The organism is Massilia paldalensis, from assembly GCF_044901715.1.
Lineage (GTDB): Bacteria > Pseudomonadota > Gammaproteobacteria > Burkholderiales > Burkholderiaceae_D > Telluria > Telluria paldalensis.
Map to the genome: position 1 here is coordinate 730,673 of NZ_JBJCIU010000001.1, position 16,676 is coordinate 747,348.

The 16,676-nt window shown below is 68.1% G+C and carries 12 protein-coding genes and 1 riboswitch; of the genes, 9 read left to right on the forward strand and 3 right to left on the reverse strand.

Annotation, left to right across the window (positions count from 1 at the left end; genetic code table 11):
- Positions 1–67 precede the first annotated feature (67 nt).
- Entirely contained in the window at positions 68–1,060 is a 993-nt protein-coding gene (locus ACI1V7_RS03300) for a bile acid:sodium symporter family protein (protein WP_404530338.1), read from the reverse strand.
- Between the two features lie 169 nt (positions 1,061–1,229).
- Here ACI1V7_RS03300 and ACI1V7_RS03305 point away from each other — a divergent pair, with 169 nt between their 5' ends.
- From ACI1V7_RS03305 to ACI1V7_RS03315, 3 genes are all read left to right on the forward strand, one after another.
- Complete coding sequence (locus tag ACI1V7_RS03305) at positions 1,230–3,383, forward strand: S46 family peptidase (RefSeq protein ID WP_404530339.1); 2,154 nt, start codon at positions 1,230–1,232, stop codon at positions 3,381–3,383.
- A gap of 132 nt (positions 3,384–3,515) precedes the next feature.
- Entirely contained in the window at positions 3,516–4,112 is a 597-nt protein-coding gene (gene pnuC / locus ACI1V7_RS03310) for a nicotinamide riboside transporter PnuC (protein WP_404530340.1), read from the forward strand.
- The gene (locus ACI1V7_RS03315) at positions 4,112–4,645 is read left to right on the forward strand and encodes an AAA family ATPase (RefSeq protein WP_404530341.1); all 534 of its coding nucleotides are present in this window, start codon (positions 4,112–4,114) and stop codon (positions 4,643–4,645) included. The genes pnuC and ACI1V7_RS03315 overlap by 1 nt, the downstream gene beginning before the upstream one ends.
- Here ACI1V7_RS03315 and ACI1V7_RS03320 read toward each other — a convergent pair.
- Positions 4,642–6,792: a TonB-dependent siderophore receptor gene (locus tag ACI1V7_RS03320; protein ID WP_404530342.1), complete on the reverse strand. Its 2,151-nt coding sequence runs from the start codon at positions 6,790–6,792 to the stop codon at positions 4,642–4,644. The genes ACI1V7_RS03315 and ACI1V7_RS03320 overlap by 4 nt on opposite strands.
- Before the next feature lie 82 nt (positions 6,793–6,874).
- A riboswitch (TPP riboswitch) is annotated at positions 6,875–6,973 on the reverse strand.
- A 65-nt stretch (positions 6,974–7,038) separates the two neighbouring features.
- Positions 7,039–7,995 carry a DUF535 family protein gene (locus tag ACI1V7_RS03325; RefSeq protein WP_404530343.1) on the reverse strand — a complete coding sequence of 319 codons (957 nt, stop codon included), beginning with the start codon at positions 7,993–7,995 and terminating at the stop codon, positions 7,039–7,041.
- A 372-nt stretch (positions 7,996–8,367) separates the two neighbouring features.
- Between ACI1V7_RS03325 and ACI1V7_RS03330 the strand changes: the two genes are divergently transcribed.
- The 6 genes from ACI1V7_RS03330 to ACI1V7_RS03355 all read left to right on the forward strand — a co-directional run bounded on the left by ACI1V7_RS03330 (position 8,368) and on the right by ACI1V7_RS03355 (position 16,663).
- Positions 8,368–9,099, forward strand: coding sequence for a glutathione S-transferase (locus tag ACI1V7_RS03330; protein ID WP_404530344.1), 732 nt, complete (start codon positions 8,368–8,370; stop codon positions 9,097–9,099).
- Between the two features lie 62 nt (positions 9,100–9,161).
- Positions 9,162–10,979, forward strand: coding sequence for an amidase (locus tag ACI1V7_RS03335; protein WP_404530345.1), 1,818 nt, complete (start codon positions 9,162–9,164; stop codon positions 10,977–10,979).
- Between the two features lie 136 nt (positions 10,980–11,115).
- Complete coding sequence (locus ACI1V7_RS03340) at positions 11,116–11,598, forward strand: VOC family protein (RefSeq protein WP_404530346.1); 483 nt, start codon at positions 11,116–11,118, stop codon at positions 11,596–11,598.
- 84 nt (positions 11,599–11,682) lie between these two features.
- On the forward strand, positions 11,683–12,615 hold the full coding sequence (locus tag ACI1V7_RS03345; RefSeq protein WP_404530347.1) for a PhzF family phenazine biosynthesis protein: 933 nt from the start codon (positions 11,683–11,685) through the stop codon (positions 12,613–12,615).
- Between the two features lie 178 nt (positions 12,616–12,793).
- Positions 12,794–13,606: an N-acyl amino acid synthase FeeM domain-containing protein gene (locus ACI1V7_RS03350; protein WP_404530348.1), complete on the forward strand. Its 813-nt coding sequence runs from the start codon at positions 12,794–12,796 to the stop codon at positions 13,604–13,606.
- 96 nt (positions 13,607–13,702) lie between these two features.
- Positions 13,703–16,663, forward strand: coding sequence for a putative bifunctional diguanylate cyclase/phosphodiesterase (locus tag ACI1V7_RS03355; RefSeq protein ID WP_404530349.1), 2,961 nt, complete (start codon positions 13,703–13,705; stop codon positions 16,661–16,663).
- Positions 16,664–16,676 lie beyond the last annotated feature (13 nt).

Below are 16,676 nucleotides of genomic sequence, written 5' to 3' on the forward strand. Positions count from 1 at the left end.
ATTTCGGCCGCCGAGCGTAAAGTGCTCTGACCCCGAATTATCCGGAAAATGTGCTCTGACCCCGAATTTATTTGGCGCGGCGCGCCCAGCGCTGGGCCAGCACGGCGCAGGTCATCAGCTGGATCTGGTGGAACAGCATCACGGGCAGGATCACCATGCCCAGCGCGCTCGGGGCGAACAGGACTTTCGCCATCGGCACGCCGCTGGCCAGGCTTTTCTTCGAGCCGCAGAACACGATGGTGATCTCGTCTTCCTTGTCGAAGCCCAGCTTGCGGCTGGTCCAGGCGGCGACGCCCAGCGCCACCGCCAGCATCACGGCGCATACGATGCCCAATGCGATCAGGGAGGAGGGCGACAGCTTGTGCCACAGGCCTTCGTTGACGGACTCGCTGAACGCCGTATAGACCACCAGCAGGATCGAGCCCTGGTCGACGATCTTCAGCATCGGCTTGTGGCGGTCCACCCACTTGCCGATCCACGGGCGCAGCAGCTGGCCCGCGAGGAAGGGCAGCAGCAGCTGCTCGACGATGCTGATGACGGCATCCCACGACGACCCGGTCGACGCGCCGCGCACGATCAGGGTGCTCACCAGCAGCGGCGTGACGAAGATGCCGATGAAATTCGAGGCCGAGGCGCTGCACACGGCGGCCGCCACGTTCCCGCGCGCCATCGAGGTGAAGGCGATCGACGACTGCACGGTCGACGGCAGCGTGCACAGGAACAGCACGCCGACGTACAGCTCGGGCGTCAGCACGTGGCCGGCCAGCGGCTTCAAGGCCAGCCCGATCAGCGGGAACAGCACGAAGGTCGATGCCAGCACCAGCAGGTGCAGGCGCCAGTTGGTCAGGCCTTCGAGCATCGCTTCGCGCGAGAGCTTGGCGCCGTGCAGGAAGAACAGCAGGCCGATGGCGACCGTCGTCACCTGTCCCAGCACGACGGCCGTGCGGCCCGAGCAGGGCAGCAGGCTGGCCAGGGCCACGGTGGACAGCAGCATCAGCGTGAAGGTGTCGATCGACAGGCGGCGCAGCAGGGCGGAAGTACGTTGGATGGCGTTGGACATGGGCGGACTACGGGAAAACCGGCGGGAATCGGGCATTGTAGCGCGTTGCGGCCGGCCTTGTCGGCCGCGCCCCCGGGCCGGACCTGCGGCGAAATGCGACAAAACTTATTTCCAGATATAAGTCCCGCAGCTATACTGCCCGCTTGGTTTTTTTAACTCGGGGTACAACTTGTTCAAATCGATCGTCCTGCCCATGGCGGTGCTGGGGGCATTCGCTTCCGCCCACGCCGACGAGGGCCAGTGGCAGCCGCACCAGCTGCCGCAGCTGAAGTCCGAACTCAAGCGCGTCGGCATCACCATTCCGGCCGAGAAGCTGGCCGACCTGTCCAAGCATCCGATGAGCGCGATCGTCTCGCTGGGCGGCTGCTCGGCGTCCTTCGTCTCGCCGGACGGCCTGGTGGTCACCAACCACCACTGCGCCTATGGCGCCATCCAGCGCAACGCGACCCCGGAGCGTAACTACATCGTCAACGGCTTCCTGGCAAAGACCCGCGCCGAGGAACTGCCGGGCGGCCCGAACTCGCTGGTCTACGTGACCGAGAAGGTCGAGAACGTGACGGACCGCGTGCTGAAAGGCCTGGCACCGAACTTGTCGGGCAAGGAACGCCACGAGCAGGTCGAGAGCCGCATCAAGGCGCTGATCGCCGAATGCGAAAGCGACAAAGCCTATCGCTGCTCCGTCCCCGCCTTCCACCGCGGCGGCGAGTACTACCGCATCAAGCAGCTGATGATCCGCGACGTGCGCCTCGTGTACGCGCCGGCGGACGCGGTCGGCAACTTCGGCGGCGACATCGACAATTACGAGTTCCCGCGCCAGGCCGGCGACTTCTCCTTCCTGCGCGCCTACGTGGGCAAGGACGGCCGCCCGGCCGATCCGTCGCCGGACAACGTGCCCTACAAGTCGAAGGACTTCCTGGTGGTGTCGGCCGAAGGCCTGAAGAACGGCGACCCGATCCTGCTGGCCGGCTACCCGGGCCGCACCAGCCGCTACAAGCTGCCGTCCGAGATCCGCTTCGCGCGCGAGGTCGATTATCCGGCCAAGGTCGCGACCATCACGGCCGACCTGTCCGTGATCGCGTCGGCCACGATGGGGAACCCGAGCTACGACGTGCGCTACGCCAGCGTCGCCAAGAGCCTGAACAACGTGCTGAAGAAGACCCAGGGCCTGCTGGACGGCTTCGCGCGCAAGGACATCGCCGCCATCAAGGACGTGCAGGACGCCGAGTTCCGCAATTGGTATAAACAGAATATGAACCGGGCCGACGTCGGCGGTTCGAAGACGCTGCTGGCCGACCTCGATGCCGCCATCAAGGCCGACATGGATGGCGCGCAGCAGGAAGCCGCGTGGGCGGAAGCCACGCACAGCGACCTGCTCAAGAGCGCGCGCACCTTGTACCGCCTGGCCCTGGAACGCCAGAAGCCGGACGCCCAGCGCGAGGCGGGCTACCAGGAACGCGACCTGTCGTTCATCAAGGCCCGCCTGACCCGCCTGGAGCAGTCGTTCGTGCCCAGCGTCGACCAGGCGCGCTGGCAGGCCGCGCTGAACCGCTACGCGAAGATCCCGGCCGCCGCCCACCCGCAGGGGCTGGACGCGCTGCTGCCGAAGCAGGATGCGATTGCCGCGTTGTACAAAGCGACCGAGCTGGGTGACACCGCCAAGCGCCTGGCCTGGATCGGCAAGGATGCCGACGCCTTCCGCAAGTCGAACGACCCGTTCATCCAGCTGGCCGTGCGCCTGCAGGACACGGGCATGGCGCTGGAAGACCGCCGCAAGGAAGTCGACGGCAACCTGGAGCGCGTGATCCCGCAATACATGAACGCCGTCATCGCCTGGAAGAAGTCGCAGGGCAAGCCGGTCTACCCGGACGCCAACTCGACGCTGCGCGTCACCTACGGCACCGTGGCGCCGTACAGCCCGCGCGACGGCCTGACCAAGGGCCCGTTCACGACCGTGCAGGGCATCGTCGAGAAGGCGACCAACAAGGAGCCGTTCAACGCGCCGACCAACCTGCTGCAGGCGATCCGCGAGAAGCGCTGGGGCGAATTCAAGGACCCGGTGCTGGGCACCGTGCCCGTGAACTTCCTGTCGAGCGCCGACACGACCGGCGGCAACTCGGGTTCGGCCGTGATGAACAAGCGCGGCGAACTGGTGGGCCTGAACTTCGACTCGACCTACGAATCGATCACCAAGGACTGGTACTTCGACCCGGTGATCACGCGCGCGATCCACGTCGACATCCGCTACATGCTGTGGGTGATGAAGGAAGTCGACCATGCCGACAACCTGCTCAAGGAAATGACGATCAAGTATCCGAAGCGCTGATCGCGTCGCCGACAGCCTGACAGCCGTGCCGGGAGGGATTCCGGCGCGGCTTTTTTCATGGCTGGCCGCTTGCGGCTTGCGCAATCCGGCGCCGCCTTCCATAATCGCCGGCTGACTTCCCAATCGAACGAGATGAACGAGACCATCCACATCGCCGGCTACGCCACGACCCCGCTGGAACTGATTTCCTTCGCGCTGTCGATCGCGACGGTGCTGCTGAACATCCGCCGCAACCACTGGGCCTGGCTGTTCGCGATCGTCTCGTCGGCGACCTACGGCATCGTGTTCTTCGACGCGCGCCTGTACGGCGACGCCGGCCTGCAGGGCGTGTTCATCGCGACGTCGGCCTGGGGCTGGAGCCAGTGGCTGCGCGGCGCCGGCGGCGGGCCGCTGGTCGTGACGCGCCTGGATGCCAGGGGCTGGGCCTGGTCGCTGGCAGGATGGGCGCTCGGCTACCTGGCGCTGTCCTCGTTCCTGCAGCACTTCACGGACACCGACGTGCCGCACCTGGACGGCTTCCTCACGGCCGGCAGCCTGCTCGGCACGCTGCTCACGGCGCGCAAGAAGGTCGAGAACTGGCTCGTGTGGATCGTGGCCGACGTCGTCTACGTGGGCCTGTACGTGCACAAGGGGCTGAACCTGACGGCCGTACTGTATGCGCTGTTCGTCGCGATGGCCGTCGCCGGCCTGCTGGCCTGGCGGTCGGCGGCGCGCGCGGGGGCACGCTGATGAGCGCTTCGGTGGGCACTTCGACGGGGACGGCCAGGCGCATCGCGATCCTGGGCGCCGAATCGACGGGCAAGTCGACGCTGGCCGACGCGCTGGCCGCGCGCTACGGCACCGTGTGGGTGCCGGAATACCTTCGCGAATTCGTCGACGTGCATGCGCGCGTGCCGCACGAGGACGACCAGCTCGGCATCGCCCGCACCCAGCTGGAACGGGAAGCCGCGCTGCTGCCGCGGGCGCGCCGCTTCCTGTTCTGCGACACGGCGCCGCTGATGACGGCCGTGTACAGCCGCATCTACTGGGGCCGTGTGCCGGACTCGCTGCTGGCGCTGGAAGCCGCGCACGACTATGCGCTGACGCTGGTGGCAGACATCGACCTGCCGTGGGTGCCCGACGGGCTGCAGCGCGAATCGGAGGAAGTGCGCCGGCGCGTGCACGCCCAGCTGCTGGCGGTGCTGGACGCACGGGCCATCCCGTACACGCTGCTGCGGGGCGACCTGGCGCAGCGCGTGCGCCAGGTCGCGGACCTTCTTTAGAAGTCCACCGTCGCCGACAGGCGGAAGGTGCGCGGCGCGCCGGCCAGCAGGTAGCCGCCCAGCGCCGGGGTGACGTCGCGCCAGTAGAACTTGTCGAACAGGTTTTCCGCGCGGGCGCGCAGGGTCACGCTGTTGGTTCCCATCTTCAGCGCGTAGGACGCGCCCAGGCCGAACACGTGGTAGTCCGGCACGAACACGCGGTTCTCGACGTCGAACGCCTTTTTCCCCGAATATTGCCAGGTGCCGTCCAGCTTCAGGCCCGGCACTTGCGGCACGGCGTAGGCGACCAGGGCGGTCGACTTGAACGCGGGGACGTCGGTGACGCGCTTGCCGTCGATGCTGTCCGTGCCGGTGCCGGACTGGCGCGTGTTCAGGGCCAGCAGCGACAGGCTCCAGTCCAGGTTGGCCGTCGCCTTGCCGTCGGCGGACAGTTCGATGCCGCGGTGCGTCTGGCGGCCGTTGCGCACGTAGGCGTTGCCGGCATCCGTGTATTCCAGGCCCTGGCGGATCTGGAACAGCGCCGCCGACAGCGTCAGCGCGTTCCCCATGGCGGCCTTGGCGCCCACCTCGAACTGGCGCGAGCGCTGCGGGGCCAGCATCTGGTTCTGGTTGACGGTTTCCATCGGCGCGATGCCGCCGTTCTGCAGGCCGTCGTTGAACGAGGCGTACACGTTCCAGTCCTGCCGCGGGCTGTACACGACGGCCACGCGCGGCAGCACGAAGGAATGGTCGCTCGAGATCCAGGTGCCGCTGTCGCCCACGTATTCGTCGCGTTCGATCTTCACGTAGCGCAGGCCGCCGTGCAGCGTGAGCTGCGGCGTCAGCTTGACGATGTCCTCGGCGAACAGCGCGCTCTCGGTATCGCTGCGGCGCTCGAACACGGGGCCCGTCACGCGGTCCGGCGCCACGCTGGGCGTGACCAGCGGATGCCAGATATTGCTGTAGCCGACGTAGTCGTAGACATAGTCGCCGAAGCTGTCGTGGCGCTCGGCGTAGGAGGTGCCGAGCGTCAGCGCGTGCTGCACGCCGCCGGCGGCGAAGCGGCCCTGGACCTGGGCCTGGACGCCCCATGGACTCTTGCGTTCGCCCGTGCTCTGGTAGTCATAGACGTCGTAGTCGCCGTTCGCGCAGAAGCCCGGATAATAGCCGTCGCCCTCGTTGCTGCAGCCGTAGGGGAAGGCGGTGTAGTCGTCGCGCTTGAACCAGTGCTTGTTGGCGGCCACGGTCGCCGTCCAGGTGGGCGCCAGCTTGTACTCGAAGCGCAGGCCGAGGTTGCTGTCCTTCGTCGTGACGGGGCGGGTCCAGGGCTGGTCGTTCAGCAGCGTCCTGGCCGAGACGCCGGTGGGCAGCACCTCGTTGCGGATCAGCTGGTAGCCGGGCGCCGTGATCTGGGCCTTGCGCTGGTAGTCCATGTCCAGCTGCAGCAGCGCATCCGGCGTGATCTGCCAGTCGAAGGCGCCGGAGACGAACTGGCGGTCGCCGTTGGCGCCGCGCACATACGAGTGCAGGTCGGCGGCGGCGGCGTTGATGCGGTAGCCGAAGCGGCGGTCGTCGAAGCGGCCGCCCAGGTCCAGGCTGCCGTACAGCGTGCCGCGTTCGCTCATCTCGGCGGTGGCGGAGCGCAGCGGCGCATTGGTCGGACGCTTGGTCACGTAATTGATGATGCCGCCCGGCGTGGCGATGCCCGAGCTCAGCCCCGTCAAGCCCTTCAGGATCTCGATGCGCTCCTTGTTCTCCAGCGGGATCTGGGTATCGCCCGGAATGGCGAAGCCGTCCTTGCGGTAGCTGTAGTTGTTGTCGAGCGCGAACCCGCGGATCGAGAACTGCTCGGCATAGCCGACGGCGTTGTAGGCGTCGCTGACGGAAGCGTCGAAGCGCACGGCGTCGGTGGTCGAGCGGATCGACAGGTCCTGCATCTGCGTGCGGCCGATCGCCGTGATCGAGGACGGCGTGTCGAACAGCGAGGCTTCGCCGAAGCCGCCCACGCTGGCGCGGTCGGTGGCGATGAAGCGGTTGCCGGTGACGACCACTTCGGCGACCTGGCCGGTGCCGGCCGTGGCGCCGGCGGTGTCCTGGGCCTGTGCGAACGTCGGGAAGGCCTGCACGAGGGCGCAGGCAAGGAGGGGATACTTCAGTCTCAGGTTCATGTGTGCTCGCTTCGCGCGCCGGCGTCGGCACGCTGCTTTTTTATGAAAAGCCGGAGCCAACGGGGGGAAGGGCAAACAAGGCGGGAACTGCGTTGCGCTTTCCTTCGCTGGCATTATCCAGATCAGGTACGAAGGGTATCTCTCACCCGGAAGCGCGCTTCCAGGACCCCTAGCGAAGGCGCGAGTCTAACACGACCCGCGCCGTTGTGGTGCGATTAGCAATGCGTGGATGACGCGCCGGCCGCCCTAGGCCGGTTCGAGCTGCGTCGCCGGCAATTCCACATGGGGACGCGCATGCAGCAGGTGGCCCTGCAGCACGGCGCGCGCGGACTCGCCGATCACGCGCCAGTGCTCGCGGCGCTGGGCGGCGCGCTTGCGGTGCTTGGACGGCATCTCGGACAGCGGCTTGACGTAGAAGGGCAGTGCGATCAGGTAGCCGGGTCCGCCTTCCATCCCGGTGCCGCCGAGGATCTGCCAGAAACCGTCGTAGGCGTTGGCGAAGTGCTTTTCCGGATCGGGATCGTAGGCGATGTGGGCCTCGCTGCGGATGGCGACGAGGCGGTCGACGCCGACGGCCTGGGCGATGCCCTGCATGGCGGCAAAGCAGAAGAAGCTGGGAGAATTGTTCGGGAACACGCGCTCGAAGGCTTCGAAGGCGGCGCCGGAATCGGTCCAGCGGCCCTGGTTGCGCGCGATGAAGGGCACGACGGGCAGGTCGACGCCGACCATGGCGCCGTCGAGCCAGCTGAAGGACAGGCGGTGCAGGCATTTGCCGTCGGCCAGCAGGGCGACGGTGAGGTCGCCCTCGGCATTGCTGCGCGACGCCATCTCGAGCTGGATCGCGAACGTGCTGCCGTCGGCCTCGTGCTGCCACAGCGGCAGGCGGCGCTCGCCGTAGACGGCCTGCTGGTAGGCCTCGTCGAAGGTGGTTTCCTCGAAGCGGTAGTGGCTCAGCACGGCCTGCACGCGCGCGCGCGCCGACAGGCCTTTCATGAGGTAGTCGCGGTGGCTGAGGTGGTGGAACGGGTCGTCGTTGGCGGGCGCCATGACGTGCTTGCGGTAGACGCCGAGCTCGCACAGTGCGCGGTGGTCGCGGTACCAGGCCAGGACGCGCAGGCTGCGCGCGATGCACAGGAGCCAGGACGACAAGCTGTACTGGCCGCGGCGGGCGCGCCAGTGGCGGGTGAGGTGAGCGAAAATCATGGGTGCGCTCCGGATTGCATGATCGGTTTGCGGGCACCCGGCGACCTGCTGCGCGCCATATTGACGGTCGCGGCGGGACGTCGGGATGCCCTTGTTGCTGTGTTCGGGTTCATGTTGGCGTACGGGCCGGCAAGGCGGCGTGCGCGCGCTCAACGGTAAATCGGCGTGGATGCGGAGTCCGCGCTCAGGATCGGCAGGATCGTCGGCGGCGGTAGCGTTTCCCTAGTGTTGTTTTTGTTGTCATCATGTCTCTGGTTGTTGATCTTTTGTCAGGCGAGTTGCCAGACGCAAGACTAGCACGATTGCCGCGCCGAACATCGAAATCCTCATGAATAATTGAGTCAGACCGAACAACTTGAGGAGGGCATCGCGATGATCGAACTTTTTTATTGGCCCACCATCCAGGGGCGCGGCGAATTCGTGCGCCTGGCGCTGGAGGAAGCTGGCGTGGACTATGTCGACGTGGCGCGCAAGCCGGGCGGCATGGCGCGCATGATCGCGGCGATGGACGGCGCCGACCATCCCTCGTATGCGCCGCCGTTCCTGAAGGCGGACGGCATGACGATCGGCCAGACTTCCAACATCCTGTTCTGGCTGGGCCAGCGTCACGGCCTGGCGCCGCAGGACGAGCAGGGCAGGCTGTGGGTCAACCAGATCCAGCTGACCATCGCCGACATGGTGGCCGAGGCCCACGACAGCCACCATCCGGTGGCGACCTCGCTGTACTACGAGGACCAGCGCCCCGAGGCCAAGCGCCGCACCGCCGACTTCCTGGAAACCCGCATTCCCAAGTTCTTCGACTGGTTCGAAGGCATCCTGGGACGGCCGCAGCCCAAGGACTACCTGCTGGGCGACACGCTGACCTACGCCGACCTGTCGTTGTTCCAGCTGCTGGAGGGCCTGCGCTACGCGTTCCCGCACGCGCTCGCCCACGTCGAGGCGAACTATCCGTTGTTGTCGGCACTGCGCGAGCGGGTCGCGGCGCGCCCGCGCATCGCCGCCTACCTGGCATCGGAGCGGCGCCTGCCGTTCAACGAGGAAGGCATCTTCCGCCATTATCCGGAGCTGGACCGCGAGGAGGGGAAGCGGGCCGGCAAGGGTTGACGATCGTTGTCTTGTCCCTGCCTCTGCGGTACGATCCGGCATCCCCCCACCGCAGAGACGCCATGACCCAACGCCGCCAGTTCCTGATCCAGGCCGGCCTGCTCGCCGCCGGCAGTGCCACCGGCGCCAGCGCAGCCGGGCAGGACACGACCACCGCAACGACCGCGCCCGCCGCACCCGCCACGCCGGGCGCCCCGCCCACGTTCGGCGCCACTCCCGGCTTCGGTCCGGACGTGTCGCCCGCCACCTTCGCCGAAGCCGAGAAGCTGGTGCAGGTGTCGATGAGCTCGGCCCAGCGGCGCATGGCCGCGCGCAGCTGGCGCGTGTCGCTGGCCTCGACGATGGAGCGGCGCAGCGGTCCGCGCCGCGTCGACCTGGCGCCCGGCATCGCGCCGGCCACGGTATGGGACCCGGCCGCCGCGGTGGGCGCCGCCGGCCCCGCGCGCGAGCGCTTCGTGCGCAGCCGCGCGGCCGCCGTGCCGCTGCCCGCCGACGACGCCGACATCGCCCACGCCCCCGTGACCCGGCTGGCGCACTGGATCGAAACTCGCGTCCTGAGCTCGGAGCGCCTGACGCGCATCTACCTCGCGCGCATCCGCCGCCTGGACGGCGCCCTGCGCAGCGTGATCACGGTGACGGAAGCGCACGCGCTGGAACGCGCGCGCCAGGCCGACCGCGAAATCGCCGCCGGCAAGTACCGCGGTCCCCTGCACGGTATTCCCTACGGCGTGAAGGACTTGCTCGACACGGCGGGCATTCCTACCACCTGGGGTGCGGCGCCGTTCCGCGAGCGCGTGCCGCAGACCGACGCCCACGTCGTGCGCCGGCTGGACGCGGCCGGCGCCGTGCTCGTCGCCAAGCTGAGCCTGGGCGAGCTGGCGCTGAACGACATCTGGTTCGGCGGCCAGACGATGAACCCGTGGCTGCCCGAGGAAGGCGCGTCCGGTTCCAGCGCCGGCCCGGGCGCGGCGACGGCGGCCGGCCTGGTGGCGTTCTCGATCGGCAGCGAAACGGGCGGCAGCATCGTCAGCCCGTCCATGCGCTGCGGCGTCGCCGGCCTGCGTCCGACCTATGGCCGCGTGGGCCGCAGCGGCGCCATGACGCTGTGCTGGTCGCTCGACAAGCTGGGGCCGATGACGCGCAGCGTCGAGGATGCGATGCTGGTGCTGCGCGCGATCGCCGGTCCCGACGCCGGCGACGTCGCCAGCCGCCCGGCCAGGCTCGACTTCGATGCCGGCGCGGGCATCGCGGGACTGAAGGTCGGCTACTTCCCCGGCTGGATGAAGGAAGATCCCGCCACCGACGTCGACCGCGCCGCGCTGGACAACCTCGGGAAGCTGGGCTGCAAGGCCGTGCCCGTGACGCTGCCGGACTGGCCGCACCAGTCGCTCAATACGGTGCTGTTCGCCGAGGCGGCCGCCGCCTTCGAGGAGATCGTGCTGGACGGCCGCGTCGACCAGCTCGCCATGCAGGTGCCGGACGCCTGGCCCAACCTGTTCCGCCAGGCGCGCTTCCTGTCGGCCGTCGACTTCGTGCAGGCCGACCGCCTGCGCCGCAGGTACGCGCTGGAGATGGCGCGCATCCTGCGCGAGGTCGATCTGCTGCTGGTGCCTTCGCTGCGCGAGGAGATGCTGACGATCTCGAACAATACGGGCCACCCGTCGCTGACCGTGCGTACGGGCTTCGTGTCGGTGGGCGCGGCGCGCAGCGACTGGGCGCCGGATCCGCAGCGCCCGCTGCCCACGTTCGCGCCGCCGCGCCGCGTGCCGCACGGCGTGACGCTGATCGGCCGCCTGTTCGACGAAGGCACGATCGCGCGCGTGGGCATGGCGCTGGAGCGCGTGTCCGGCGTGGCGGACGAGCGCGCGCCGGGCTTTTGAATACCTCGCGCACGACCATCAGGTACATCGATCGCATCAAACCGGATGCGCGCCGGCGGAATCTTCGCCCGCGCATCCTGTCTACCGCTGGCAGTGACCACAAGGACACGACACCACCGACAGCGGAGACACGCAAATGAGCGAAGACAATGTTCAGGCGGTACCCCCAGGCATGCACAGCCTGACCCCGCACCTGGTATGCGCCAACGCGGCGGCGGCCATCGATTTCTACCGGCAGGCGTTCGGCGCCGAGGAAATCATGCGCCTGCCCATGCCCGACGGGAAGCTGGGCCACGCCATGCTGCGCATCGGCGATTCGATGCTGATGCTGGCCGACGAATTCCCGCAGTGGGAATCGCATTCGCCGGCCACGCTGCGCGGCAGCCCCGTCACCATCCACCTGGCCGTGCCCGACGTCGACGCCACCTTCGAGCAGGCGATCGCGGCGGGAGCGCAGGCGCGCATGGCGCCGGCCGACATGTTCTGGGGCGACCGCTACGGCGTGCTCGTCGATCCCTTCGGCCACCACTGGTCGGTCGCCACCCACGTGCGCGACGTGCCGGTAGAGGAGATGCGCGCCGAGATGGAGCGCATGTTCGCGGGCGGCGTACGCGCCTGACCGGCCGTGCCGGCGGCGCAGGGACGTGCACGCGCGGCGCGGCGGCACTATCATGGTCGTCCCTTACCGCTACAGGAGACGACCATGGCAAGCGCCACCACCGGGCAACCAGATTTCCAGCCAGCCGTTGCGCCAGGCGCAAGCGGGGCCGCCGGCAGTCCCGTCGACACCTCCGCCGTCCAGCGCATTGCCGCATTCTCGGACGGCGATACGGGCGGCAATCCGGCCGGCGTCTGGATCGGCACGGCGCTGCCGCCGGCCGCCGAGATGCAGCGCCTGGCACATGCCGTGGGGTTTTCCGAGACCGCGTTCGCCGCACCGCAGGGCGAAGGCTGGCGCGTGCGCTATTTCGCTCCCGAGTCCGAAGTCGCGTTTTGCGGACATGCGACGATTGCGCTGGGTGCGGCGCTGGCACAGCGGTTTGGCGACGGCAGGTATGCGCTGGCGCTGAACGATGCCGATATCACAGTGGAAGGCCGGCGCGAAGAAACGCTCACGGCGGCCGCCCTGCAGTCGCCGCCGACGCGTAGTGCGCCGGCCGATGGGGCGCTGGTCGCCGAGGCGCTGGCCCTGTTCGGCTATGCCGAAGCCGACCTCGACCCGCGCATCCCGCCCGCACGCGCGCATGGTGGCCTCGACCACCTGGTGCTGGCCTTGCGCAGCCGTGCGCTCCTGTCCGCCATGCGCTACGACCTGGAAGCGGGGCGCGAACTCATGAAGCGTCAGCGCCTGGGCACCATCGTGCTGCTGTATGCGGAAAACAACACGCTTTTCCATACGCGCAATCCCTTCGCGATCGGCGGCGTCTACGAGGACGCGGCGACGGGGGCGGCGACGGCGGCGCTGGCCGGCTACCTGCGCGACCTGGGCTGGCCGCACGGCGGCGCCATCGACGTCGTGCAGGGCGAAGACATGGGCATGCGCTCGCGCCTGCATGCGGCGATCGGCGCGCAGCCGGGGAGCTCGATCCGCGTGTCCGGCACGGCTAGGCGCTTGCCGGACGCCACGACTGCGTGAGACATCCGGCCGAGCGTTGAAAATTACGTATGGCAATAGCGGCTGACCTCCTCGCCACACATATGGATGAGCAGAAATGACACGTAAAAGCATGCTTTCTCGATGATTTGGTTTTTATTGGACGATTGATAATCATCAATACAGTCGTTCAACACTACATTCGAGGAATCAACCTGTCATGGAATCGTCCCGCTCCGTCGTCTTCTCCGTTCCGCAAGCCGTTGCCGAGGGAGCTTCCGCGCGTCCCGCCATGGCCACCGAACGCCTGCCGTTCACCATCCGCCGGGTCGAGACGGAAGACAGCCTGCGCAAGGCCGTGCGCATCCGCCACGCCGCCTATGCGCGCCACCTGCCCGAGTTCGCCCAGACGCTGGCGCTGCCGGAGGCGTGCGACTACGAGGACGACGTGGTGGTGCTGCTGGCGGAGTCGCGCCTGGACGGGACGCCGCTGGGGTCGGTGCGCATCCAGACCAACCTGCATCGCGCGCTGCACGTGGAGGAATCGGTCGAGCTGCCGTCCTGGCTGCAGGGCAAGCGCCTGGCCGAGGTGACGCGGCTGGGCATCGACGAGGGCCGCATCGGCCGTGTCGTCAAGATTGCCCTGATCAAGGCCTGCTTCGACTACTGTGAACAGAACGGCATCGATTACGCGGTCGTCACGGGCCGTTCGCCGATCGACCGCCAGTATGCGCAACTGCTGTTCGTCGACGTGTTCGAGGACGGCGCCATGGTGCCGCTGCGCCACGTCGGCAATATCCCGCACCGCGTGATGGCGTTCGAGATCGCCACCGGCGAGGCTCGCTGGGCCGCGGCGCGCCACCCGATGCTGGCATTCTTCAAGCATACCCGCCATCCGGACATCGACATCGGCGCGCGCAAGGCGCCGATGGCGGTGCCCCGTCCAGCGCCGGTATCTGCTCCAGTGCCCGCTCCGGCACTGGCCCCGGCTGCCGCGCCCACTGTGGCGCCCACGCACTTTGCCATGGCCTAAGCTAAAAATTGCATGACGGCATTGATTTCACGCTGTATGCTGCGAAGTCGATGCCGGCAGGAATCTGCGGCATGGTTGTGTTCGTCCTAGATTCTTATGCTCAAGCCCGCCTCCTACCCGCGCAACCCGTCGCCGACCTTCGCCCAGCGCGCGGTCGACGGCTTGCTGCGCCTGCTCGCCACCTACATGCTGCCGGTGGGCATCGGCATGTTTTCGCTGGTCGCGCTGCTGTCCTGGCCCGACCACTACGCCCATGACGACGGCCTGGCGCTGCCCCTGCAGGTGCTGGCGCCGGACACAGGTCTCGCGCCGGGCCAGGCCGCGCAGCTGCTGTCCCAGCGTCCGCCGATCGACAGCTTCGAGACGCGCTTGTCCGAGCAACCGCTGTGGTTCGCGTTCACGCCGCGCATCGATCCGTCGTGGGCGGGAGCAGGCATCGGCATCGAATTCCCGTCGCGCCACGCGACCGCGATCGCCTGCTGGGATGCACAGACGCTGCAGCCGCTGGGCGACGCGTCGCGCACCGGCGCGCACGGCGCCATGGCCGCCGTCAAGGCCGGCTTCGCGCTGAACCTGGGCCGCGCCACCGGCCAGGTGCTGTGCCGTGCCAGCTTCGTGGGGCCGGCACGCCTGACCGCCGTCGCGTGGCCGTCCGGCCAGCTGGAACTGTCGATCCAGGATTTCCACCGCAAGTCGGGCCTGCTCGACGGCGGCATGATCGTGCTGACGCTGTTCGTGCTGGTGACGGCGCTGATCAATCGCCAGGCGCTGTACATCCAGTTCGCCGGCTGGCTGATCCTGAGCCTGCGCGCGGGCGCGCTGTCGGGCGGCTGGGACACCCAATGGCTGGGCCAGGCGGTACCGGCCGACTGGCTGCTGCCGATGCGCGCCGTGACCATCGCGCTGTTCGCGCTGTCGTCGCTGACGCTGTACCAGACGCTGTTCGGCGCCGAGCTGGCGCGCACCCGCTTCGGTCCCTTCCTGCGCTTTTCCCAATGGGTGTGCCTGCCGTTCGTGGCGTGCGCGCTGCTGCTGCCGTACCGAGTGTTCCTGCCCATCATGTGGGGCGTCGTCGCGTTCGGCCTGGGCCTGATGACGCTGGGCTTGGTGGCCATCATGCTACGGTCGCGCAACCGGGTGGCGATGTGGTTCGCGGCCTCGTTCGCCGTCACCTTCGTGTCCTCGCTGGCCGAGGTGGCCGGCGCCGCGATGGAACTGCGCGCGCTGTCCGACGTCGTCAACAGCGTCACGGCCGCGCTGGCATCGAGCCTGCTGGCGGCGCTGGCCGTGGCCGAGCAGATGCGCATCGAGACCGAGCAGCGCATGGCGGCCCAGGAAAAGCTGGAGCAGGCGTTCGAGGCGATGCCCGTCGGCCTGTTCACGCTCGACATGTACGGTACCTTCTTGAGCGCCAACCCGGCGCTGCGCAAGATGCTCGACATGGCCGACTTCGTGCCCGGCCGCACCGGCTGGAAGCAGTTCTTCGCCGACAGCCTGTGGATCGAGCTGTACGAGACCGTGCACATGCGCAGCGAGGCGGAAATGCAGATCGCCAGCCGCGACGGCAGCCGCCGCTTCCTCGTCAGCGCCACGCTGGCGCGCGGCCGCATCGAGGCGGTGCTGCAGGACGTTACCGACAAGCACAAGGCCACCGAGCAGCTGCGCTTCATGGCCAACAACGACCCGCTGACCAAGGTGTTCAACCGGCGCGGCATCGAGAAGATGTTCGAAGGCGCGGCGCACACGCTGGAAGCGGGCAAGCCGCTGTCGCTGGCCTACATCGACCTCGACCGCTTCAAGCTGATCAACGACCTGTTCGGCCACGCCGCCGGCGACGAGGTGCTCAAGCAGGTGTGCGAGCGCATGGCGCTGATGCTGGGCGGCGGCCAGCAGATCGGCCGCGTGGGCGGCGACGAATTCGTGATCGTGATGCCGGATACGGCGGTGCCGCTGGCGTCGCTGATCTGCCGCGGCATCGTCGACCGCATCGGCGGCACCCCGTACCGCGTCGGCGACAAGGCCTTCCACGTGCGCGGCTCCTGCGGCCTGATCGAGGTGGCGCCCGGCATGCCGATGAAGGATGCCGTGTCCACCGCCGACCGCGCCTGCCGCGAGGCCAAGGGCGGCCACAATGCGGGTCTGGTCGTGTACGAGCGCGGCTCGACCGCGTTCCAGGAACGCGCCAGCGAATTGAACCTGGTCGAGCGCTTGTCCGGCCCGGACGCGACGAAGGACATGTTCCTGGAAATGCAGCCGATCATGTCCTTGAGCGCGCCGCACGAATCGCTGAACTTCGAGGTGCTGCTGCGCATGCGCGAGCCCGATGGCCGCATCGCGCCGGCCGGCCCCGTCATCGCGGCCGCCGAGAAGAGCGGACGCGCGGGCGTGCTGGACCGCTGGGTGCTGTCGACCACGCTGGCCTGGATCGAAGACAATGCCGATGCGCTGGGCAATACCCGCTTCGTGTGCATGAACCTGTCCGGCGCCTCGCTCAACGACGAGCGCTTCGTGCAGGACACGATGGCGACGCTGGCGCTGTACCGCCACGTCGCGGGCCGGCTGTGCATGGAGATCACGGAAAGCGTCGCGCTGCACGACCTCGACAACACGCGCCGCTTCATCGACGAAGTGCGCAACTTCGGCGTGAAGGTGGCCCTGGACGATTTCGGCGCCGGCTACACCTCGTTCTCCTACCTGAAGGAATTGCCGGCGGACGTGCTGAAAATCGACGGCAACTTCATCGTCAACATCAACGCCCACCCGGCCAACGTCGCCATCGTCGAAGCCATCGTCAACCTCGCGGCCAACCTGGGCATGAAGACCATCGCCGAGTGGGCGGAGGACGCGGACACGATCCGCACGCTGGCGGAGATCGGCGTCGACTACGTGCAGGGCTATGCCATCGCCCGCTCGCAGCCGCCGGAAAAGCTGCTGGCCGCCAGCTCGTCGGCCAGCTTCATCAAGTCCGAGGAAGTGCTGCAGCTGGTACGCACGCTCGGCGCGCCGGCCAACGAGGCGGCGGCGCCGGATGCCGACCGCCTGCGCGACCTGTACTGATTTGCCGGAGTAC

Excerpts from the sequence above, each read along its gene's own strand:
- ACI1V7_RS03355 (WP_404530349.1), top strand. The coding sequence starts at position 13,703 with ATGCTCAAGCCCGCCTCCTACCCGCGCAACCCGTCGCCGACCTTCGCC.
- ACI1V7_RS03340 (WP_404530346.1), top strand. The coding sequence starts at position 11,116 with ATGAGCGAAGACAATGTTCAGGCGGTACCCCCAGGCATGCACAGCCTG.
- ACI1V7_RS03345 (WP_404530347.1), top strand. The coding sequence starts at position 11,683 with ATGGCAAGCGCCACCACCGGGCAACCAGATTTCCAGCCAGCCGTTGCG.
- ACI1V7_RS03320 (WP_404530342.1), bottom strand. The coding sequence starts at position 6,792 with ATGAACCTGAGACTGAAGTATCCCCTCCTTGCCTGCGCCCTCGTGCAG.
- ACI1V7_RS03350 (WP_404530348.1), top strand. The coding sequence starts at position 12,794 with ATGGAATCGTCCCGCTCCGTCGTCTTCTCCGTTCCGCAAGCCGTTGCC.
- ACI1V7_RS03325 (WP_404530343.1), bottom strand. The coding sequence starts at position 7,995 with ATGATTTTCGCTCACCTCACCCGCCACTGGCGCGCCCGCCGCGGCCAG.
- ACI1V7_RS03315 (WP_404530341.1), top strand. The coding sequence starts at position 4,112 with ATGAGCGCTTCGGTGGGCACTTCGACGGGGACGGCCAGGCGCATCGCG.
- ACI1V7_RS03335 (WP_404530345.1), top strand. The coding sequence starts at position 9,162 with ATGACCCAACGCCGCCAGTTCCTGATCCAGGCCGGCCTGCTCGCCGCC.
- pnuC (WP_404530340.1), top strand. The coding sequence starts at position 3,516 with ATGAACGAGACCATCCACATCGCCGGCTACGCCACGACCCCGCTGGAA.
- ACI1V7_RS03300 (WP_404530338.1), bottom strand. The coding sequence starts at position 1,060 with ATGTCCAACGCCATCCAACGTACTTCCGCCCTGCTGCGCCGCCTGTCG.
- ACI1V7_RS03330 (WP_404530344.1), top strand. The coding sequence starts at position 8,368 with ATGATCGAACTTTTTTATTGGCCCACCATCCAGGGGCGCGGCGAATTC.